The sequence below is a fragment of the Allopontixanthobacter confluentis genome (assembly GCF_009827615.1).
Classification (GTDB): domain Bacteria; phylum Pseudomonadota; class Alphaproteobacteria; order Sphingomonadales; family Sphingomonadaceae; genus Allopontixanthobacter; species Allopontixanthobacter confluentis.
Map to the genome: position 1 here is coordinate 680,177 of NZ_WTYU01000001.1, position 21,115 is coordinate 701,291.

A 21,115-nucleotide genomic window follows, 5' to 3' on the forward strand; every position below is an offset into this window, starting at 1 on the left:
ACCCCCGCCAGCACCGCTGGCGGGGGTTTCTGATGGCGACAGGCACTGATCAACCTGCCGCCTGCATCTGGTAAGCAAGGGGACTTACCAGAAGAAATCATACACCACGTCGACCACTTCGCCGCTGTAGATATTCACCAGCAGCACGTCGTCATAATAGCGGACCCAGCGATAGGGGCCGTAGACTTCCGGCAGACGGTACTGCCATGGATCATTGATCCAGTAACGGTTCGAATAGAACAGCGACCCCAGCTGAAAACCGATGTTCAAGCGGTTGTAGCGGTAGTTCCGATAGGGCGAATAATAGCTGCCAAGGCGGAACAGGCTGCGGTTCGTGGACCGGTAATTATACCAGTTATAGCGATTGTTATCGCGCCACCGCTTGCGGTCCCAGCGGCGTTCGTCCCGATGTGCATCGCGGTGCGCATCCCGGCGCGTTTCACGATTGTCGCGATAGGTATTTCGGCTGTCACGGTATCCATCGCGGCGTCCATCACGATAGGCATCGCGGTTATCGCGGTACTGTTCGCGGCGGCCATCACGATACCCGTCACGCGTGCGGTCTGCCTGCCGAACGCCGCTATAGGTCGTATTGCGATTGCGGTCTGTGTAGGCGCGGTTGCGATCAGTGCCGTAGCGGGTGCCCGTGCGGGGATCGGCGCGGGCATCACTGCGGTTTTCGCTGCGGTTGTCAGTGCGCGCCTGTGCGGCGATGCCGCGATTGGAGCGCTCGACTGCGACATCACTGCGGTTCTGGCTCTGGTTCCAGTCGCGTCCACGGCGGTCACTGCGGTTCCAGTCCTGTCCGCTGCGTTCCTGCGCACGGCTTGCGGGCTGCGCCTGCTGGGCGCGCTCCTGACGCACTTGAGCGCGCTGGGCCTGCTGCACCTGCTGGCGCACGCCGTCATTCTGGCGCGCGGACTGCCGGGCTTCGCGGCGTTCCTGCCGGCGTTCCATCACCGTCTCATCGCCATCACGCTGCTGTGCGCGCTCCGCCCGATCACCGCGGTTCTGTGCGGCAGCTTCTGTCGGCACAACCGTGATCGCCAGCGCAATGGCGAGGGCGGACAAGCCGCTAGTCTTGAATAAGTCACTAAAAGTCATACCGACTCTCCATCTTCAGGTCGCCACATCCAAATGGCAGCCTCTATGCAATAGGTTCTAGTTCAGTAAAGCTGACAAAAATCTGAACGGCCATCATGCCTTTCTGTTCATGTTGGGGGATGATTATCTGAATGATCGCGTGATTGACTTGCGGTTGCGTTGCGTCCTTACAAATGCCCATGACTGATGAAATGAACGCGATTCTGCAGCAGGTTTTTGACCATCTGGCCCGTGCCGCGCGCAGCCGGCATTCCGCCATGCACACAGCCGTGGTGGCCACTGCTGACGGAAATATGCGGACCATGGTGCTGCGCGGGTTTGACCGGGAAAACGCCGTCCTGCGCTTCAACACCGACGTCCGCAGCCCAAAAGTCGCCGCAATCAGGCAGGATCAGGCAATGCGGGTGCTTGCCTATGACCCTGATGCCAAGGTTCAGATCAGGATGATGGGGCAGGGCCATGTGGATGACCGGTCACCAGCGGCAGATGCTGCCTGGGCTGGAAGCACCACCTTTGCCAGACGCGCCTATCTTACGCAGGGCGCGCCGGGAGAATTGGCGGGCTGTGAGACATCGGGATTGCCGGAATGGGCAGAAGGGATCAACCCTTCCGAAGAACAGGTCGCGCCTGCACGCGCAAATTTTGCGCTGTTGATGGTGCGCGTTACGCGATTCGACTGGCTTTATCTGTCCAGTGATGGCCACCGCCGCGCGCAGTTTGATATTGGCGATGATGGCACGGTTTCAGGCACCTGGCTGATGCCGTGATGGCAGATAGCGCGCTGCGCGTCAGGCCGCCCCAATCTTGATCAGCTTGTCCAGCAGGCTGGCTTCGTTGAATGGCTTGGTGACATATTCATCAGCGCCCACATCAATGCCGCGATGAATATCGAAGGCGCCGGCCTTGGTGGTGCAGAAAACGACCTTGGGCCGTTTGCTGGTCTGTGTCGCGCGTAGGGCCGCCAGAAATTCGATGCCGGTCATTACCGGCATATCCCAGTCCAGCAGGATGAGATCGGGCGTGGAAATCTTGCATTTGGCCAATGCTTCCTCGCCGTTTTCGGCTTCGTCCACCTGATAGCCGACGCTTTCGATGATGCGGCGGGCAACTTTGCGGATCATCCGCGAATCGTCCACCAGCAGGCATTGGGGCGGGGCGTTGCGGGCAGCAGGCGTGCGGCCCATGGTCTGGTCGCTCGGGCGGTCAGTTGGTCTGGCCGCTGGTTCGGCAGCAGGTTTGGCGGGCGCGACTGCAATTTCGGCTTCTGGTGCTGGCGAGGATGCAGGGACATCCATCGGCTCAGGCGCCGGAACGGGCGCGTTAACCGGTGCGCTTTGTGCTGCTTGCTGCACGGGTGCAGCGGGCGCCGGCCGATGGTCCTGCGCATCCCTACCCATGCGTTTGATCAGATCGCGAATGGCACCGACTCCCCGGAATCGTGAAGCATCGTTTCATCGCCGGGTACATCGCGTTCCGACGGTGTGCGGCGAACATGCAGATATGGCACCCAGATATCGCCATAATCGGCTTTCTGATACCACAGGTCGAGAATGTCATAGGAGGCCCAGAAGCCATTCGGCTCCTGCAGTCTGATGCCTTCGCCAATGCGCGGCATGACGGCCATTTTGATCCGTTCATGAGACTGGTGAGTCTCGTTCTGAATTTCAATATCTATCAAGGCAGGACCAATCCATGAAGGCTATAGGACTGGTTTTAGCGGCAAAACCTTGCCGAATTGCGAACGGGGTCCAGATTGCATGACAAGCCTGTAAATATGCGCCGATGGGCGCGAGGGCAGACATGAAAAGGCCCCGCAAAAGCCGAACTTTTGCGGGGCCATTCAGAAGGGATGCGCAGCAATTTTTCGCTGCGAAACCTTATCGTGTCAGTTTCTTGTAGGCCAGACGGGTAGGCCGGTCAGCCGCATCGCCAAGGCGGCGGCGTTTGTCTTCTTCATAGGCTTCGAAATTGCCTTCGAACCATTCGACATGGCTATCGCCCTCAAATGCCAGAATATGGGTTGCTAGACGGTCAAGGAAGAAGCGGTCATGCGAAATGACCACGGCGCAGCCGGCAAAGTTTTCGACTGCATCTTCCAGCGCGCGCAAGGTTTCAACGTCCAGATCGTTGGTCGGTTCGTCGAGCAGCAACACGTTGCCACCTTCCTTCAACATCTTGGCCATGTGGACGCGGTTGCGTTCACCACCGGACAATTTGCCGACGACTTTCTGCTGGTCAGCACCCTTGAAGTTGAAAGCGCCGACATAGGCACGCGTGCTCATGTCGTGGCCGTTGACCTTCATGTAATCCAACTCGTCGGAAATTTCCTGCCAGACGTTCTTTTTGGGGTCGAGATCGTCACGGCTCTGATCAACATAGCCCAGATGGACCGTTTCACCGATGGCAATGGTGCCCGAATCAGGCTGTTCCTGACCGGTGATCAGCTTGAACAGGGTGGATTTGCCCGCACCGTTGGGGCCAATCACGCCCACGATACCGCCCGGCGGCAGAGTGAAACTCAGATCTTCGAACAACAGCTTGTCGCCATAGGCCTTGGAGATGTTGTGCGCTTCGATGACCTTGCTGCCCAGCCGTTCAGGCACCTGGATAACGATCTGCGCCTTGCCCGGCTTGCGGTCGCTTTGCGCGTCCTGCAACTGTTCGAATTTGCGCAGACGGGCCTTGGATTTGGTCTGGCGGCCCTTTGGCGTCTGGCGAATCCATTCCAGTTCTTCCGACAGCGCTTTCTGGCGGCCGGAATCTTCCCGGTCTTCCTGCGCCATGCGCTTGGCTTTCTTCTCCAGATAAGTCGAATAATTGCCTTCGTATGGATAATAGGACCCGCGATCGAGTTCGAGAATCCATTCCACCACATTATCGAGGAAGTAGCGGTCATGGGTGATCATCAGTACCGCGCCGGCATATTCCTTGAGATGGTTTTCCAGCCATTCGACGCTTTCGGCATCAAGATGGTTGGTCGGTTCGTCCAGCAGCAGGATCGAAGGCTTCTGGATCAGCAGACGTGTCAGGGCCACACGGCGCTTTTCACCACCTGACAGATTTTCAACCGAAGCGTCAGATGGCGGGCAACGCAGTGCTTCCATCGCGATTTCGAGCTGGTTGTCGAGCGTCCAGCCGTCCACCGCGTCGATCTTTTCCTGCAGCACGCCCATTTCGTCCATCAGCGCGTCAAAATCAGTGTCGTCCTGCGGGTCGCCCATTTCTGCAGAAATGGCATTGAACCGGTCAACCATGTCGGCCGTTTCGCGGGCGCCATCCTTGACGTTTTCAAGCACGGACTTGCTTTCATCCAGCTGCGGTTCCTGCGCCAGATAGCCCACTGTGATATTTTCACCCGGCCAAGCTTCGCCGGTATAATCGGTATCAATCCCCGCCATGATCTTGATCAGGGTGGATTTGCCCGCGCCATTGGGGCCAACGATGCCGATCTTGGCACCCTGGTAAAACTGGAGGTTGATATTCTCCAGCACCGGCTTTTTTGCGCCGGGGAAAGTCTTGGTCATGTTCTTCATGACATATGCGTATTGGGCGGCCATTGCTCGTCCTTCGGGTGCGTCTTTGAGATGGAGTGGGAACTGTCGTCCACGATTTGGAGGTCAAATAGGCATTGATGCGGCGCGGGGCAAGCTGGACTTGGACCCAAAGGGCCGATAGCAGGCGTATCATGCACACATATGCCTCCGCGCTGGTCGCGCTCTCGCTCTCTGTTTCCACCACAGCTGTCATGGCGCAAACGACAGATCACGCCGATATTGCATTGAAATCAGATACTATTGCCTGGGACTTTGTTGAAGGCATCACCACCGAAGTCGGGCCGCGTCAGGCCGGGACCGAGGCCGAAGCACGCGGCCGTGCGTGGGCAGTCCGCTGGCTCAATGCCAATGGTTTTACCAATGTGGCTGACGAAGCCTTCATGATGGACACCTGGGTCCGCGGCACGGAAACCGCCGAAATCATCGCGCCTTTTCCGCAGCCATTTCATGTCACGGCCCTTGGCACCAGCGCTGCCACGCCCGCAGGCGGGATTACTGCCGAAGTGGTTGAATTCAAGACCTTCGACGCCTTGCGCGCCGCACCTGCCGGATCACTCAAAGGCAAGATAGCCTATATCAGCCATTCCATGACGCCAACGCAGAACGGGTCGCAATACGGCTTTGCCGGTCCGGCACGCTGGGTCGGCGCCAGCGTGGCTGCCAGCAAGGGCGCGGTTGCCAGCGTGATCAAATCCATTGGCACGGATATGCACCGCAACCCGCACACCGGCGGCACCACATTTGCAGATGGCGTCAGCCCCATTCCGGCAGGCGCATTGTCCTTGCCTGATGCGGCCAATCTGGAACGGATGTTTGCGCGCGCCAAGGGCAAGCCTGTCACCATGAAACTGGTGCTGACCCCGCGCGATCTGGGGCAGACCCGGTCAGGCAATGTGGTTGGCGAAATTGTCGGCCGCGACCCATCGCTGCCGCCGGTTCTGCTCGCCTGCCATATTGACAGCTGGGACTTGGGCACGGGCGCCATGGATGATGGCGCCGGGTGCGGCATTATTTCTGCTGCCGCCCGCCATGCATCGATGGCCAACCAGCCGCTGCGTACCATTCGCGTGCTGTTTGCAGGGGCGGAAGAAACCGGCCTGTGGGGCAGCAAGGCCTATGCCGCAGCGCATGCCGATGAAAAAATTGGCGTCGGGCTGGAAAGCGACTTTGGCGCAGACCGCATCTGGCAGATTGAAACCAACTTTGGCGCCAGCAATCCGGAACTGGTGAAAAAACTGGCGGCTGCCGTTGCGCGCTTTGGGGTGGCCAGTTCTGCGGCCACGGCCACTGGCGGCGCAGACATCAATATCAGCCGGGAACAGGGCGGGGCCATCATCGACCTCCAGCAGGATGGCACCCGCTATTTCGATCTGCATCACACCCCGGATGACACGCTGGACAAGATCGATCCGGTGCAATTGCGCCAGAATGTCGCTGTCTGGACAGCGGTGGTCCAGGTGTTGGCCAATGAAACTTCCCCCATTATGGGCGCGGCCCAGCCGGCCCGATGATTTTCAGCAATATTGCAGCAGATGTGGCGGCACGCGGGATTTTGCTCTCGGGTGTCGCGCTTGTGTGGGTCATCATCCTGGTCCGGGTGGTCGGCCTGCGGTCACTGTCCAAGATGACCCCGTTCGATTTTGTCATGACGGTGGCGCTGGGGTCGTTGGTGGCAGCCGCATCACAGGCCGACAGCTGGATAAAATTCAGCCAGCCGCTGGTCGCCATGGCCGGTCTGTTTGCGTTGCAATGGCTGGCAGCGCGCCTGCGCAAAAGCTCTAGCAGATTTGAAAAACTGGTTCAGAACCAGCCGCTGCTTCTCATGCGGGACGGCGTGATGCTGCACGATGCGCTGCGGCAATCGCGCGTGACGGAAACGGACCTCATCGCCAAGCTGCGCGAAGCGAATGTGCTGGATTTCAGCGAGGTTAGGGCAGTCGTGCTGGAATCGACAGGCGATGTTTCTGTGCTGCACGGCCAGCATCTGGATGAACAACTGATCGAAGGTGTCCGCCGCGCCGGATAATTAGCGGCGAATGTTCACTGCCTGATGGTGGATGCGGCAATAAAAAGGGGCCGGCAGATCGCTCTGCCGGCCCCTTTTTTTGTCAGTCCGGAAACGGGATCAATATTTGACCTTCAGACCGAGCGAGAAGTTCCGCCCGATGGCATTGCCGATATAGGGGTTGTAGCCCAGCGGCAGATAGGCCTGCGCTGGTTCGCGGTCGAAGATGTTGCGCACTGCTGCGGTCAGGTTCACGTCAGCAAATGTAACCGGCAGCGTATAGTTGGCGACCAGATCCTGCTGCACGAAGGAGCCGCTATCGACCCCGTAATTGCTGCTGCCCCCGGCAAATACGAAGCAGGGGTCCCGGTTTTCACACCGTTCGTCAAAGACGCTTGAGATGTAATTAACCGAATAGCGCAGGTTCAGCCCGCCAGCGTTCAGATTGACATAGGCATTGGCGCGCCATTCCGGCAGTGTGCCGGGATCGCGCGCATAGTTGCCAAATCCGACAGCGTCGAAGCCCGGTGTAACCAGCACATCGTTCACGATGAAGTCGGAAATCTTGTAATCCATGTTGTAGGTGGCATTGCCGCCCACGGACACCATGGCAAATCCGGCATCAATGTCATAATTCAGCGCCAGATCGATGCCGCGAACGGTGACCTTGGGCCCATTGACGAAATCGGTGCGGACCCGCGCAATGTCGAGGCCCAGAGTGGTGCCCTGGATGCACTGGTTACCGGTAAAGGTAATCAGGCTCGCCAGCGGACTGGCGCAATTGACCACGGCATTCCCGCTGGTCTGGCCATTGGCGACCAGGCTGGCGATGGCATCTGCCGGTGTTGTCGTGATCTGGTCGTCGAATTTATACGTCCAGTAATCGGCGCTGAATGTCAGCCCGCCGGTCTTCACCACAAAGCCGATGTTATATGTAAGGGCAGTTTCAGGCTGAAGGGCCGGATTGCCGAACACATCGACAGATTTGTAATTGCCGCCCGTTGCCGTCAGGCCTTGCAATGTGGTGACGCCATTGGGGCTGACATTGCTGGCCAGAGGGCCGCGGAAAGTGGTCCCGATTGATCCGCGAACAGTCAGGAAATCGGTGGCCTCGAAGCGGAAGGACCCCTTGGGATTGATGGTCGAGCCAATCGGGCTGCCATAATCTTCATAACGGATTGCGCCGGACACTTCGAGCGTGTCGAGGATGGGCAGCTGAACTTCTGCAAAGGCAGCATACACTTCCTGCGACAGGCTGGATGGTCTGGTGCCGCCCAGGAAGATGAACGGGCCAACGCCGTCCGTGACCGTGCCGACACAGCTCCTGTCACCTTCGCGGTAGCAAGGGTTGATGTTGAGATTGGACGTGTCGCTCAGCGGTCTCGTGATGAAGTTGTTTTTCCGATATTGTCCGCCGATGGCAAATGCCACTTCGCCGCCGGGCAGTTCAAAACCGGTGCCGCCGGAAATGACCGCATCTATCACAAACTGTTCTTCGCGCTGGAAGGTGCCATTGGGGATCTGGATAAAGCTGACCAGATCGCTGCTGTTTTCATTCCCCGCCACATAGAATGGGTTGGCGATGCCCAGGGTCGGGTTGCTGGGCCCGGCATTGACGAAGGGATTGAAATATTCGCAGCCATTGGCGCCGGGCGTCGTGCCTGTGCAATTGGCCCCGCCAAGCCCGTTGAGCGCGTTTTGCAGGCGCGAGCCCACAATGCCCGGCGCATATTGATCACGCGAAGAACGCCAGTACGTCCCATCGATATTGGCCACCAGTTTCGAACCGATGTCAAATTCAAGGCCGGTGTTGACGCGCCAGGCGTTGTTCTTGGCCAGACCGGTGCCCGCGCCGCGCCCTGGATCATTCGGATTGCCGAGGAAGCCGAACGGCCGGTAATACACATTCGTCACTGCCACGATGGTGCCGTTTGCGCCGCCCGATTGCGGCAAGCCGACCTGATTGAGAAAGGCAGGCAGGCCCGGGTTGGTGGGGGAAGTGGTAAAGGCACTGATGAAGCCCGAACCCTTCGGCCCCTGGGTAGGGGGGAACGCAGGCGAATAATTCAGACTTTCAAGATCGGTCTTGGCCCACAGCGCGCTGGCGTGCCAACGCGTGGTGTCATTCAGATCTGCGCTGGCCTGCGCATAGACCTGATAGCGGTCTTCTTCCTCGGTGATGTTATCGAACGGAATATAGGTAAACCGGCAGACCGGGCTGGTGACAAAACCGCCCAGTTCAGCGCAGCCCCGGTCAGGGCGAAGCTGCGTGTTAATACCGCCTGCGCCAAGATAAGTTACCGCAAACAGACCCGGCGTTGCGAGAGCGGAATAGCCCGATGCGTTTTCGGTATATTCCTGCTGCGTATAGCTGCGTTCTGTAGTCGCCAGTTCCGACCGGTGCTGCCATCCGGCGCCGACCAGCACGTTGAGGCCGCCAAAATTGGCGCCGGCAATCGCGCTGATATTGTAATTGCCATCCGACCCGTCGATGAAGGTCCAGTCGCCGCCAACTTCCACGCCTGCAAAATTGGTTTTCGTGATGAAGTTTGCCACCCCGGCAATCGCATCCGAGCCATAGGTTGCCGCAGCGCCGTCTTTCAGAATTTCGACGCGTTCCAGCGCGAATAGCGGGATGAGATTGGTATCGGCAAAACCATCGCCCGGTGCCTGGATGGTGCGCTTGCCATTCAACAACACCAGGGTGCGGGTAAAGCCAAGGCCGCGCAGGTTGATGGACCCGTTACCCTGAAAACCCTGCGACGTGGTGGCAAACTGGTTGGTATCGCCCAGCACGGAGCCGACCGATGGCAATTCCTTGATGAAGTCGAGCGGGGAATTGATCCCCTTCAGCGTCAGTTCTTCGGATGACACGACGTCCACTGGCAAGGCGGCATCTTCGGGGGTGCCGCGGATAAGACTGCCGGTAACGACAATTTCGCGGGCTGCGATTGTTTCAGGATCGTCACTGGTGACAGGTGCTGACTGCGCGGATGCGGCAGAAGCTCCAAGCAAACCGGATGTGAGTGCAAAAAACGCGCAAGTGCGGCGTAAAGTCGACTTATTCATAATCATCCTCCCCAGGCGAAACGGTGCTTATGATCCATTTTTGGAAGCCCGTTTGATGGGAATGAACGTTGTGACGCGGCTTATGTCAAGGCCTAACACCAACGCATGCGTGGACGCAGCGCGCCAGATGCACGCACAAAACGTCTGCCGATTTGGTGAGGAAGTCCGCGCCAGAAGCGGTTTTACCGCCCGGCGTGACCGCTATTGCCGGCACGAAAACCGACGAACTCGAAAATGGTCGGGGAGACAGGATTCGAACCTGCGACCCTCTGTTCCCAAAACAGATGCGCTACCAGGCTGCGCCACTCCCCGACACTTTTTCCCGAGCTTCAGGCATACTGGCCAAAACCATTGCCAGAAACCCTGACTAGAAACCCGGACCAGAAATTCTGGTGGGCCCGGAGGGACTCGAACCCCCGACCTAGCCGTTATGAGCGGCCAGCTCTAACCAACTGAGCTACAGGCCCCCGAAAGGACATTTCCCCGAAAGGACATACCCGATGCCGTTCAGCGGGGCCGCGACTAGCTTGGCTTGAGGCAGGTGGCAAGCGCCAAGATGCAGCAAAATGGACAATTTTTAAAAAAGGCACTTAATTTTCGACAGAATCGATGATTTCGCGGATGGTGGTGGGGACTACGCCGCGCTTTTCCAGATAGGCATAGACCCTGCGCCACCAGTCATACAAACAGTCCACGTCATGTTGGTTGCGAACATAGGGCGTATTGCCGGGCGCCAGCGAAGGGCTGTGAAATGACAGGACCAGCAGGGGCAGGCCATCGTCCAGTGCAATATCGATACCGCGCCGCGCTTCGTCCACAGTCACCCCCTCAGGCGTGAGCGGGATGCGTTCCAGAAGTGCCAGCCGCGCCAGCACACCCAGCACCAGGGGATGCTTGCGCAAACGGGGGTAAAGGAAGCGACCCTGTTTGCGCAGCATACCCCAGAACACAGTTGTCAGCGGCAATTCCAGCACACCGCGCGGTTCATCCAGCCAGAACGGAACCACCGGATACTGGCTGTAATTCGGCCCCTGTCCATCGCTGTAATCGAACGTGCTACGCACCGAACTGTCGATCGCAATGCCAGAGCGGCGCAGCATGGCAGCCGAATTTGGCCCCAGACCATACCGGCCGGCACGATAGATCAGGGGCGGTACGCCGAAATTCTGTTCGATCAAATCGCGCAGGCGGGTGAATTTTTGATCTTCCAGTTCTGCAGGTAAATTGCCGGCATAGGAATTATGCGGGCCCGGTTGCTCGTCATGCGGCGGGTTCACCCATGGGTGCAGCTGGATGCCGATTTCTGCTTTGCCAGCGTTTACAGCGGCGCCGATTGTTTCGATGGCCAGCGGTAATGTGGCGATGGGCCAGTCCACCAGATATACCGGCGTGACGCCAATGCTCTCGCAAAAATCCTGAAATTTGCAGATTTGCCCCACATGGCGGACGCCGTAGCCAGTGCGGGAAAATGGGCCGGACCAGTCAAACTCTTCCTCAGTATCAACTGTCAGAAGCGAACGTTGGCCAAAGCTGGATACAAAGCGTGCCGTGCGGAAATTGCGCGGTGATGCACTATCTGGCCGTTTCATGCTGACTTGGCCCCCCACATGCCGGGCCAGCCGCCTGAAATGGCGCTAGGCTCCTGCGGGCCTGTCCCTTGGCCCTGACACGTCACTCTCGCTAGGATTCGCGTCGGCGCCGGTCAAGAGCGGCAAGCTAAGCACCAGCCAGCCATTTTCCGGTTTAAGATCGCCCCCTGCTGCCCGTGCTTCGGCCCGTGCCAGCCGCAGCGCAAATCCTGTGCCGAACATTCCGGCACTCAGCGCGCCATTGGCCGAACGCGCACTTGCGGCGAATAAATCGTCCAGCGCAGCCAGCGCGGCTGGCAGTTCGCAGCGCAATTGTGCCTTCGCATCATCTTGCGTCAGGTCCAGCCGCACCGTTTCCCCGACCCCGATTGCACTGGCCAGAGTTGCAATAAGCCGCCAGCCAAGCGCCTCGCATTCGCCCTGCGCCAGCGCCACGATGCACACATCAGCCCCAAGGCTGGCAGCGAAGGACGCATCCCGCGGGCGCATGACATATTGCAGCTGCAATGCAGTATTTTCGACCATGGCGCGCAAATCTGACGCACCATCGTCCAGTTCTATTGCCCCGCTTTCCAGCCGGGCCAGGCGGTCCAATTCGTCAAACCCGGCAAGAATGCGGGCGCTATCGCCAGCAATGGTGGCCGCCAGTGCGCGATAGGCGTGGGGGGTGGGGCCGAACAATTGCTGCTGGATGATCTCGGAAAAACCCTGGATCGCATTCACTGGCGTGCGCAATTCATGCAGCAGCTGGCGGATGCGGTCTGCTTCGCTGTCAGCTTTGCGGGCAGCGGCACTGCCGCTGGTTGCCGCTGGTCGGCGGAATTTGCCTGCATAGCCGTAGAACCTGCCATCGGGCCGGGTAAAGCGCGGCGCGGCATCGACCACCCAGTTTCCGGTAATCAGCGGCGCACCTTCCAGCGCCACATTCTGGGCCACCAGTGGCTGGTGCCGCACCATGACAGCGGCCGGTATCGCGTCATCATCGGCAAGCCGTTTGCCCACCACCATTGGCGCGACCGAAGGTTCCGCCCAATCAATCCGGCCTTCCGAATCGCAGGTGAATGCAAAACCGGCCAATTTCGGCTGGTTGTGGTCTGTCTGCCGGTCATTCAGCGGCAGGCGCGGTGACTGGGCAGTTGGCGGCGTGCCAATGCGGGCCTGCCGAAATGCTTCAATCCGTTTGACCAGCGCGCCAATTTCGCTGTCCTCCGTCTCCGTCAGTTCCAGATCAGCGATAGCGGTCACGCGCACATCTGCGGTGGGCGCTGCGTCATTTGCTGCAACAGGGACGGGGCGAATATTGTCTGGCCGGACAGTTTCTGTGTGAATGGGCGCCTGCCTGCTCTCAGTCTCCTGCGGCGCAGAGGTTAGCGGGCCGGGTGTTTCCACCAGATATTCTGCATCGCTATCGGGAAGCGGCAGGCCGCGATCATGAATTCCCAGCTTTTCGAGCAGCAAAGATGCGCGTTCCGGCATATCGCGGCGCAGGCGCAAAAAGCCGCGCGCGCGGATTGGCAAGCGGGGGATCAGGATCTGCCACTGCGAATCGGTGAGGTCTGCCCGAGCCAACGCAGCCGCGGCCACTTGCGGTTCATCTTCCGCCAGATGGGCGGCCAGTTCCGCATTGCGAAAACGCATTCCCGGATCGCGGATCATCTGTGCGCGGTCGGCAGCGGGTATCTGCTCGCCCAATGCGCCCAGCCGCAGCCAGGCAGACGCCATCAGTTTGCTTTCCATGGCCGCAGACCTGCTGCCCAGAAGATCCAGCAATTGCCTGAACTGCGTTCGCGCCGCACGCTCGCCCGTTGCGCGGTGGCGCAACACGGTGGCAAGGCGGTCATCGAAATGCATGGCGTCTCCGGCACGGAATATGAATGTTACATAAGGGCGTAGCGTTGGGGCTTACCCTTGCCGAACGGATTCCGGCATGATTGCTCTCTACCAGTTTCACACATGCGCGATACAGCTTGCAGACCGTGCGTTGCAAAGCGGGACAATTGCTGGCAAGAATAATAATATTAGCCGCCAACCTGTTATGAAGCGGCTTTCGTTACAGATACACATTATTATCAGTGCGTCAGACTGCGGGGGAAGCACACTTTGGCCAATCTTGATGAAATTGATCGTAAGCTGCTGGCCGAATTACAGCATGAAGGCCGGGTCACAAATGTGGAACTGGCGCACCGGGTCGGCCTGACCGCGCCGCCGTGCCTGCGCCGCGTGCGCGCATTGGAAGAACAAGGCGTTATTCGCGGCTATCACGCTGATCTGGATGCCTCGCAACTGGGGTTTGCGATAACCGTGTTTGCCATGGTCAGCCTCAAGAGCCAGGCCGAAAGTGCTTTGCGTGAATTTGAAGACCACATGGCGCAATTGCCCGAAGTGCGCGAATGCCACATGCTAAACGGCGAGATTGATTTCATCCTGAAAATCGTCAGCCACGATCTGCAAAGTTTTCAGGAATTTCTGACCAGCAAGCTGACCCCGGCGCCGAATGTCGCCAGTGTCAAAACGTCGCTCACCATTCGTACCGCAAAGCATGAACCGGGCGTGCCCATGCCCAAATAAGCCCGATGCCCAAATAAGCCCAATGCTCAAATGATTAGCGCGCTGCCTGTGCATTACGCCGCGCCTGTTTGGCGATGGGTCAGGCAGGCCGTTCGCTTTTTACCTGTTCGTCGGTGTTTTTTGGCTGTTCGGCATCCCGCCGGGATTTGACGATTTCTTCCGCCCGGCGCGCCTGCTCCAGCGCCTCGATGGTATTGTTGAAGGGCGAGATGGCAGGCGCATCTTTTATCAGCGCGGCATCAACCGGTTTCGGGGCTTTGTCTGCGACAGCCTGCGCTTCGCTGGCGGGGTTTGCCGCCATGACGGCAACTGCACATATAAAAGTTGATGCCACAAGATCCCTTTCTAGGACTTTTCATGGCATCGATAATTCCGGCTGAACGGTGGGTGAATTCCCATTTTCCGATGGGTCGCACGGGTCAAACCGATTTTTGTATCCAGCAGGTAGAAGCCCTTCGATTGCCGCTTGCCTCCGGCAATGGTAGCTACGCTGCATGACCAGATCATTTGCCGCTTGCATTGTCGCCTTGGGTCTCTCCGCCTGTCAGGGAGCTGTTTCCCAGCAGCAGCCTGTGGAGGTCCAGCCTTCGCCCAGCCAGGCTGTTACCGCGCTGAGTGGGCCGGCACAGGCAGGCTACAATCTGTCAGAGGCCCTGTGTTCGGGATGCCATGCCATTTCTGCGGGCGGCATTTCGCCAAACCCGCAGTCGCCAACCTTTGCCATGGTCGCCAATATGCCGGGGCTAACCGAAGTAACGCTGCGCGATTTTCTGCGCGATTCGCACAATTTTCCCGAGACGATGAATTTCGAAGTGGTGGAAGAGGATGTCGACGTGCTGGCCGCCTATATCATCACCTTGCGCCAGGACGATTTTCGGCCGCCGATCCAGTAGCGCTGAACCGGCGCCCGATCAGCCTTCGCGTTGCGCCAGCCAGTCTTCCAGCCATTTGATGGAATAATCGCCGCTCAGCACATCATCCTGTTTCAGCAATTCCTGATGCAGCGGGATGGATGTCTTGACGCCTTCCACGACCATTTCTTCCAAGGCACGGCGCAGGCGCATGATGCATTTTTCGCGGTTGCGGCCATAGACAATCAGCTTGGCAATCATGGAATCGTAATAGGGCGGAATGCGATATCCGGCGTAAAGCCCGCTATCCACCCGCACATGCATTCCGCCAGCGGCGTGATAGGCAGTGACCATTCCCGGCGATGGCGCGAAGGTGAAGGCATCTTCTGCATTGATGCGGCATTCAATGGCGTGGCCTTTGAATTCCACTTCATCCTGCGTGACGGACAGCGGCTTGCCATCGGCAATGCGGATCTGTTCGCGCACCAGGTCGATGCCGGTAATCATTTCTGTCACCGGATGTTCCACCTGAAGGCGGGTATTCATTTCGATGAAATAGAACTCGCCATCTTCCCACAGGAATTCGATAGTGCCTGCGCCCCTGTACCCCATATCGGCCATCGCCTTGGCGCAGGTTTCACCCATGCGCGTCCGGTCTTCGTCGGAAATTACCGGGGAGGGCGCTTCTTCCAGCACTTTCTGGTGGCGGCGTTGCAGCGAACAATCGCGTTCACCCAGATGGATGGCATTGCCCTTACCATCGCCAAACACCTGAAATTCGATATGGCGCGGGTTGCCGAGGTATTTTTCCAGATAGACAGTCGCATCGCCAAAAGCAGCTTTTGCTTCTGAACCGGCCTGTTTCATCAGGGTTTCCAACTCGTCAGGGCCGTTGCACACTTTCATCCCGCGGCCGCCGCCGCCCGATGCTGCCTTGATGATGACCGGATAGCCGATGTCCTCGGCGATTTTTGCAGCTTCCGCCACATCCTCGATCGCCCCGTCAGAACCCGGAACCAGCGGCAGACCCAATGCGCCCGCGGTGCGCTTTGCCTGTACCTTGTCGCCCATGGTGACGATATGTTCAGGCTTGGGACCAATCCATTTGATGTCATGCGCTTCGACGATTTCGGCGAATTTCGCATTTTCGGACAGGAAACCGTAGCCAGGGTGAATGGCGTCGCAATGGGCGATTTCAGCGGCAGAAATGATCGCCGCCATGTTGAGGTAGCTTTCACTGGCCGCTGGCGGGCCAATGCAGACCGCGTGGTCCGCAAGCCGCACATGCATGGCATCGGCATCGGCTGTGGAATGTACAGCCACCGTCTCGATGCCCATTTCATGCGCCGCGCGATGAATGCGCAAGGCAATTTCGCCGCGGTTGGCGATTAGTATCCGGCTGATTCCCATGTCTTTTCGCCTTACGCGATCAGGACCAGCGGCTGGTCGAACTCAACCGGCTGCGCATTGTCGACCAGAATTTCGGCAACCGTGCCCGCACGGTCCGCGATGATGGGGTTCATGACCTTCATCGCCTCGATAATCACCAGCGTGTCACCTGCATTGACCTTGTCGCCCACTTTCACAAAGTTGGCGGCACCAGGTTCTGCGGCCAGATAGACCGTGCCAACCATGGGGGATTTCAGCGCGTTGGACAGATCAGGCCCAGGGTTTTCAGCAGGTGTTGCCGGTGCTGCGGTTGCCGCAGGCGAGGCAGGCGCCGGCATATCGTGGGCAGGGTAAGCTGGCGCTGCATAGGCAGGGGCTGCCATGCCGCCACGGGCCACGCGGATCTTGCGTTCGCCATCTTCCACTTCAATTTCGGTCAGACCAGTTTCGGCCAGCATTTCTGCCAGTTCGCGGACCAGATCTGTATCAACAACCATACCGGATTTACTACCGGACGCGGATTTGTGTTCGGCCATGAAATGCCTCTTGTTATGTCCAAGCGCCCGCCTATGCGTTGCCGGACGCGGGCTGGCAAGAGGGCAGGGGCTTCTTTACCCTGACGCTGGCAGCGATGCCGCAGCGTCAAGCGCGACGACATAGCCATGCGCGCCGAGCCCTTCCACAGTCTGCACAGCGGCCATGCCGACAAAGGAAATATGGCGGAATTCCTCGCGCGTTTTGGGGTCGGACAAATGCACTTCGATGACCGGCACATTGATGGCGCGGATTGCATCGAGCAGGGCGATGGATGTGTGCGTATAGGCAGCAGCATTCAGCAGCACGGCCCTGGCCCCTTGCGCCTGCGCTTCATGCAGCCAGTCCACCAGATGCCCCTCGTGGTTGGACTGCCGCACATCCACTTCCACCCCCAGTTCGCGCGCCCGGTCTTCCAGCATACCGGCGATGTCATCCATCGTTGCCGAGCCATAAATTTCCGGCTCCCGCAAACCGAGCAAGTTCAGATTCGGGCCATTCAGGACATAGATTGTGTCAGTCATGACAGGGTGATTAGCGGGGCAAGCTCTTTACGCATAGCACTGATCACTGCTGCCTATATGTCTTGAGCTATCGGATCTCGGTCTGAACAAGATAGAACCATCGTTCTGGTGGGAACAACGATCTACGCTAATGCCAGTCTCTCCCTATTTTTCCACGCCTTTGACTTTGCCCCACTGGCGCGCGGCAGTGTAGCCAAGGTAGCCGGTGCCAAACAGGGCGTAGAGTTCTTCAGGCAAGCCGCGCAGATAGCCGGTCATGCCAATGCCGATGTTCCGGGCTGCAGCGGGGTCAAAAGCGGATAATATTCCCATCGGCAGCGCCCACAGGATCATGACATACATGACATAAAGGAAACTGGGCCGCGCCCGGCTGGTCCACGGGTCTTGCGAATTCGCTTCTGCGACAATGGCGGCAAGCCGGGCCTCGATGGTGGCGAGTTCATGCGTCCCTTCCAGTTGCAGCAATTCCAGCTTGGCGCGGGCACGGGCTTCCTTGTCGGGGATGATCTTGTCGATGATCGAGGCAATTGGTCCAATAAGCGATTCGACGAATGGCATGGGGACGCTCCTGTCAGGGGAAAGCGAGCGCAGATAACCAAACAGGTTAATGTAGGAAAATGGAATCTTGTCGAGATATTGCCATGATGTCAGTCGGCCATGGCCAGCAGCGCTTGTGCCAGAACGAGATGGGGCCGGTCGATCATCATCCCGTTCAGGCCGACGGTTCCTGCACCGGGATTGGCCGCAAACAGCTCGATAATTTGCCTGGCATGGGCCAGTTCTTCGGCCGTAGGAGTGAATGCTTCGTTGATGATGTCGATTTGCGCCGGGTGAATGGCCAACATTCCGCGATAGCCGGTCTTGCGAACCATTTCGGCACGTTTCCTGAGGCCGTCCAGATCGCGAAAGTCCGCCTGAATTGTTTCAATCGGCATGACCTGGGCTGCAACTGCGCCCAGCAGACAGAGGCTGCGGGCCAGTTCGAACACGGGTGCATATTGGCCGTCAGCCATGAACTGGTTGCTTGCACCAAGGGCGGATGACAAATCTTCGGCGCCCCAGCTCATCGCGGCCAGTCTCGGCGCACCGGAATAATCGCCGGTTTTGAACATCGCCGCCGCTGTTTCTGTCACCAGTGCGATGACCTTGATCTGGCGGTCAGGCAAACCCGCGGCGGCTTCCAGCTTGCTTATCTGTTCGTCCAGCTTGTCAAGATCGGCCCTGCCGCACGCCTTGGGCAACATGATGCCGCCCGGTCCGGCGGCGATAACCGCTTCAAGGTCCAGCGCGGCATGATCCGAATCGATCGGATTGATACGCACCCACAAGCGGCTGCGGTCGCTACGCGAGCGTAGAAAGTCACCGACCATCTCTCTTGCGTCAGGCTTGGCGTCAGGCGCGACGGAATCTTCCAGGTCCAGCAGGACAATATCGGCCGGGCTATCAGCGGCCTTGGCCATTTTTTTGGCGCTGTCACCGGGGGCAAACAACCAGGACCGCGCCCGGAATGCTGTGTGTGTCTGTTCGGCCAAAATTTCACTCCCCGGCGACTATGCAGTGTGCCTAGAAGGGAGCATGAGGCAGCGCAATGGCCCTTTCGCCAGGGCAGACCATGCCGCCTTGCACTCAGCCTCGCGGCTGAAACCTGTAACCAAAGAGAGTGATTTCCACTGGTCGGGACGAGAGGATTCGAACCTCCGACCCCCACACCCCCAGTGTGATGCGCTACCAGGCTGCGCTACGTCCCGAACCGGTGGAGGGCGGGCCTATAGGGCGGCCTTTGAAGTGTGGCAAGCCCATAGCGCGCGAATTACACGCCATCCCGGTTTGCTCATCTCAATTGGTCTGCCTGTCCTTCGTTGCTCTCGTCTGATGAAGGTGCTAGGCGCGCGCTTCTATCGCCGGGAGGTGCAACTGAGCGCGGGTAACTTGCGTTTCATTGAGCTCTCCCCACCTAGATTTTTTGCAATTCACAGGTTCTCCCGATGATCGATTTTCTTGCCGCCGCCGCCAGTGCGGAAGCTCCGCCAGCCTGGCTCCAGTTTGCGCCATTGGTGGGTATGGGGCTTATTTTCTGGTTCCTGATCATCCGCCCGCAAATGCGCCGGCAGAAAGATCATCAGGCCAAGATTGGCGGCCTGAAAAAAGGTGACCAGGTGGTCACGGCAGGCGGCCTCATTGCCAAGGTTGTCCGCGTTGACGACGTGTATGCAGATCTTGAACTGGCACAGGGCGTTCGCGTCAAGGCCGTGAAAAGCACCATTGGCGATATCGTTCCACCCGCTGGTTCAGCGGCAAACGACTAAGCGAAAGCACAAAAATGCTCGAATTTCCGCGCTGGAAAAAGATCTGGCTCTGGGCGATCACGCTGCTGGCAGTCGCCGCTGCGTTGCCTTCGCTTCTTTCCATGACAAGCGTTCGCTGGCCCGAAGCCTTGCCCGACCCGATGGTCAATCTTGGTCTCGACCTTGCGGGCGGCAGCCATATCCTGTTGGAAGCTGATCCTGCGCAAGTGGCCGACCAGCGGCTGGAAAATATGGAAGAATCGGTCCGGGCCGTGATGCGGCAGGCCAGCCCGCGCATCCGGATTGGCGATGTTTCGACCAGTGGCAAGCAATTGAGCTTCATGGTGGACAGTGCCGCTGATGTGGACCGTGCGCGCGAATTGCTGCTCCCGCTGGTCAATGGCACAGGCCTGACCCGTGAATGGGATTTGCGAGTTGTCGACCAGACCCGCTTTGCGCTTTCGCCAACCGCCAGCGGTGTGGAAAGCGCTGTAACCCAAGCGATGGACAGTGCCACAGAAGTGGTGCGCAAGCGTATCGATTCACTTGGCACGCGTGAACCGACCATCATTCGGCAGGGTGACACGCGGATCGTGGTGCAGGTTCCCGGTCTGCAGGATCCTGAACAGCTGAAAAGCCTGCTGGGCCAGACAGCCAAGCTGGAATTCAAGCTGGTCGACCAGAATGCGCTGCCAGCCGATGTGGAACAGGGCATCGCGCCGCCGGGCAGCCAGATTTTCCCCTATGCTGCAGGCACGCCTTTTGAAGGCACGTCAGTGGCCGTTCGCAGATTGGGCGGGATCAAGGGTGATCAGCTGACCAATGCGCAGCAGAGCTTTGACCCGCAAACCAACGAAGCCAATGTCACCATCCAGTTCGACCAGCAGGGCGGGGCGAAATTTGCCAAGCTGACGTCGGAGAACGTCAACAAGCCGTTCGCCATCATTCTGGATGGCAAGGTGTTGTCAGCACCGAATATCAATGAGCCAATTCGCGGCGGCAGCGCGTCCATTTCGGGCAGCTTCACCACCGATACGGCCAATCAGCTGGCCATTTCACTGCGGTCAGGCGCATTGCCGGTTGATCTGGCCGTGGTAGAAGAACGCACGGTCGGTCCAGACCTGGGTGCGGATTCCATCCGCAAGGGTCTGCTGGCAATGGGCGTCGGCTCCTTGCTGGTTATTGCGCTGATGATCTTCACTTATGGCCGCTTCGGTATTTATGCCACGGCGGCGCTGGTTCTGAACGTGTTGATGCTGCTGGGGATCATGGCGGTGCTGAACACCACGCTGACATTGCCCGGCATTGCGGGCTTTGTGCTCACCATTGGTGCGGCGGTGGATGCCAACGTGCTGATTAACGAGCGAATACGTGAAGAACGCAAGCGAGGACGGCGCGTGGTTGCGGCGGTGGAAAATGGCTACAAGGAAGCCAGCCGCGCGATTTACGATGCCAATGTCACCAATTTCATTGCGGGTGTGCTGCTGTTCATTTTCGGCTCCGGCCCGATCCGCGGCTTCGCGGTGGTTCTAATCATTGGCCTGTTCACCAGCGTGTTTACTGCCGTAACCCTGACCCGCATGTGGGTCGCTGGCTGGCTGCGCAGGGCGCGGCCACAAGATTTGCACGTTTAAGGGGCCTGT

At 58.7% G+C, this 21,115-nt stretch carries 20 protein-coding genes and 3 tRNA genes; 7 read left to right on the plus strand and 16 right to left on the minus strand.

Annotated features, from left to right (window positions below; all coding sequences use genetic code 11):
* Positions 1–84: 84 nt before the first annotated feature.
* Positions 85–1,104, minus strand: coding sequence for an RcnB family protein (locus tag GRI44_RS03160; RefSeq protein WP_160599999.1), 1,020 nt, complete (start codon positions 1,102–1,104; stop codon positions 85–87).
* Between the two features lie 179 nt (positions 1,105–1,283).
* Between GRI44_RS03160 and GRI44_RS03165 the strand changes: the two genes are divergently transcribed.
* Positions 1,284–1,871: a pyridoxamine 5'-phosphate oxidase family protein gene (locus tag GRI44_RS03165; RefSeq protein WP_160600000.1), complete on the plus strand. Its 588-nt coding sequence runs from the start codon at positions 1,284–1,286 to the stop codon at positions 1,869–1,871.
* 21 nt (positions 1,872–1,892) lie between these two features.
* On the opposite strand, the gene GRI44_RS03170 is transcribed toward GRI44_RS03165, so the two are convergent.
* The 3 genes from GRI44_RS03170 to ettA all read right to left on the minus strand — a co-directional run bounded on the left by GRI44_RS03170 (position 1,893) and on the right by ettA (position 4,661).
* Entirely contained in the window at positions 1,893–2,288 is a 396-nt protein-coding gene (locus tag GRI44_RS03170; protein ID WP_160601218.1) for a response regulator, read from the minus strand.
* A gap of 221 nt (positions 2,289–2,509) precedes the next feature.
* A complete protein-coding gene (locus GRI44_RS03175; protein WP_202386122.1) occupies positions 2,510–2,782 on the minus strand; it encodes a hypothetical protein in 273 nt (90 codons plus the stop codon).
* A gap of 199 nt (positions 2,783–2,981) precedes the next feature.
* A complete protein-coding gene (ettA, locus tag GRI44_RS03180) occupies positions 2,982–4,661 on the minus strand; it encodes an energy-dependent translational throttle protein EttA (protein WP_160600001.1) in 1,680 nt (559 codons plus the stop codon).
* A gap of 128 nt (positions 4,662–4,789) precedes the next feature.
* On the opposite strand from ettA, the gene GRI44_RS03185 reads away from it, so the two are divergent.
* The gene (locus GRI44_RS03185; protein WP_160600002.1) at positions 4,790–6,169 is read left to right on the plus strand and encodes a M20/M25/M40 family metallo-hydrolase; all 1,380 of its coding nucleotides are present in this window, start codon (positions 4,790–4,792) and stop codon (positions 6,167–6,169) included.
* Positions 6,166–6,684, plus strand: a complete 519-nt coding sequence (locus GRI44_RS03190) for a DUF421 domain-containing protein (protein ID WP_160600003.1) — start codon at positions 6,166–6,168, stop codon at positions 6,682–6,684. The genes GRI44_RS03185 and GRI44_RS03190 overlap by 4 nt, the downstream gene beginning before the upstream one ends.
* A gap of 99 nt (positions 6,685–6,783) precedes the next feature.
* Here GRI44_RS03190 and GRI44_RS03195 read toward each other — a convergent pair whose 3' ends face one another.
* The 5 genes from GRI44_RS03195 to GRI44_RS03215 form a co-directional block, all read right to left on the minus strand.
* Positions 6,784–9,732 (minus strand): TonB-dependent receptor domain-containing protein, encoded by a 2,949-nt coding sequence (locus GRI44_RS03195; protein ID WP_232842956.1) that lies wholly within the window; start codon positions 9,730–9,732, stop codon positions 6,784–6,786.
* Between the two features lie 235 nt (positions 9,733–9,967).
* Positions 9,968–10,044, minus strand: a tRNA-Pro gene (locus GRI44_RS03200).
* Positions 10,045–10,122: 78 nt separating this feature from the next.
* Positions 10,123–10,199: transfer RNA gene (locus GRI44_RS03205), tRNA-Ile, on the minus strand.
* Positions 10,200–10,322: 123 nt separating this feature from the next.
* On the minus strand, positions 10,323–11,321 hold the full coding sequence (locus GRI44_RS03210) for a polysaccharide deacetylase family protein (protein ID WP_160600005.1): 999 nt from the start codon (positions 11,319–11,321) through the stop codon (positions 10,323–10,325).
* 45 nt (positions 11,322–11,366) lie between these two features.
* On the minus strand, positions 11,367–13,172 hold the full coding sequence (locus tag GRI44_RS03215) for a sensor histidine kinase (protein WP_160600006.1): 1,806 nt from the start codon (positions 13,170–13,172) through the stop codon (positions 11,367–11,369).
* 249 nt (positions 13,173–13,421) lie between these two features.
* Between GRI44_RS03215 and GRI44_RS03220 the strand changes: the two genes are divergently transcribed.
* Positions 13,422–13,889 carry an Lrp/AsnC family transcriptional regulator gene (locus tag GRI44_RS03220; protein WP_160600007.1) on the plus strand — a complete coding sequence of 156 codons (468 nt, stop codon included), beginning with the start codon at positions 13,422–13,424 and terminating at the stop codon, positions 13,887–13,889.
* Between the two features lie 79 nt (positions 13,890–13,968).
* On the opposite strand, the gene GRI44_RS03225 is transcribed toward GRI44_RS03220, so the two are convergent.
* Positions 13,969–14,190: a hypothetical protein gene (locus GRI44_RS03225; RefSeq protein ID WP_160600008.1), complete on the minus strand. Its 222-nt coding sequence runs from the start codon at positions 14,188–14,190 to the stop codon at positions 13,969–13,971.
* A 193-nt stretch (positions 14,191–14,383) separates the two neighbouring features.
* Between GRI44_RS03225 and GRI44_RS03230 the strand changes: the two genes are divergently transcribed.
* Entirely contained in the window at positions 14,384–14,782 is a 399-nt protein-coding gene (locus GRI44_RS03230; RefSeq protein ID WP_160600009.1) for a hypothetical protein, read from the plus strand.
* A gap of 18 nt (positions 14,783–14,800) precedes the next feature.
* Here the strand turns inward: GRI44_RS03230 and accC are convergent, their stop codons facing one another.
* From accC to GRI44_RS03260, 6 genes are all read right to left on the minus strand, one after another.
* Positions 14,801–16,150: an acetyl-CoA carboxylase biotin carboxylase subunit gene (accC, locus tag GRI44_RS03235; protein ID WP_160600010.1), complete on the minus strand. Its 1,350-nt coding sequence runs from the start codon at positions 16,148–16,150 to the stop codon at positions 14,801–14,803.
* A gap of 11 nt (positions 16,151–16,161) precedes the next feature.
* Positions 16,162–16,665 (minus strand): acetyl-CoA carboxylase biotin carboxyl carrier protein, encoded by a 504-nt coding sequence (gene accB / locus GRI44_RS03240; RefSeq protein WP_160600011.1) that lies wholly within the window; start codon positions 16,663–16,665, stop codon positions 16,162–16,164.
* Between the two features lie 75 nt (positions 16,666–16,740).
* Positions 16,741–17,187, minus strand: a complete 447-nt coding sequence (gene aroQ, locus GRI44_RS03245) for a type II 3-dehydroquinate dehydratase (RefSeq protein WP_160600012.1) — start codon at positions 17,185–17,187, stop codon at positions 16,741–16,743.
* A 144-nt stretch (positions 17,188–17,331) separates the two neighbouring features.
* Positions 17,332–17,745: a holin family protein gene (locus GRI44_RS03250; RefSeq protein WP_160600013.1), complete on the minus strand. Its 414-nt coding sequence runs from the start codon at positions 17,743–17,745 to the stop codon at positions 17,332–17,334.
* Positions 17,746–17,834: 89 nt separating this feature from the next.
* Entirely contained in the window at positions 17,835–18,719 is an 885-nt protein-coding gene (locus GRI44_RS03255) for an HpcH/HpaI aldolase/citrate lyase family protein (RefSeq protein ID WP_160600014.1), read from the minus strand.
* A 139-nt stretch (positions 18,720–18,858) separates the two neighbouring features.
* A tRNA-Pro gene (locus GRI44_RS03260) sits at positions 18,859–18,935 on the minus strand.
* Positions 18,936–19,172: 237 nt separating this feature from the next.
* On the opposite strand from GRI44_RS03260, the gene yajC reads away from it, so the two are divergent.
* Positions 19,173–19,493 (plus strand): preprotein translocase subunit YajC, encoded by a 321-nt coding sequence (yajC, locus tag GRI44_RS03265; protein ID WP_160600015.1) that lies wholly within the window; start codon positions 19,173–19,175, stop codon positions 19,491–19,493.
* Positions 19,494–19,507: 14 nt separating this feature from the next.
* Positions 19,508–21,106 (plus strand): protein translocase subunit SecD, encoded by a 1,599-nt coding sequence (gene secD / locus GRI44_RS03270; protein WP_160600016.1) that lies wholly within the window; start codon positions 19,508–19,510, stop codon positions 21,104–21,106.
* Positions 21,107–21,115: the final 9 nt, after the last annotated feature.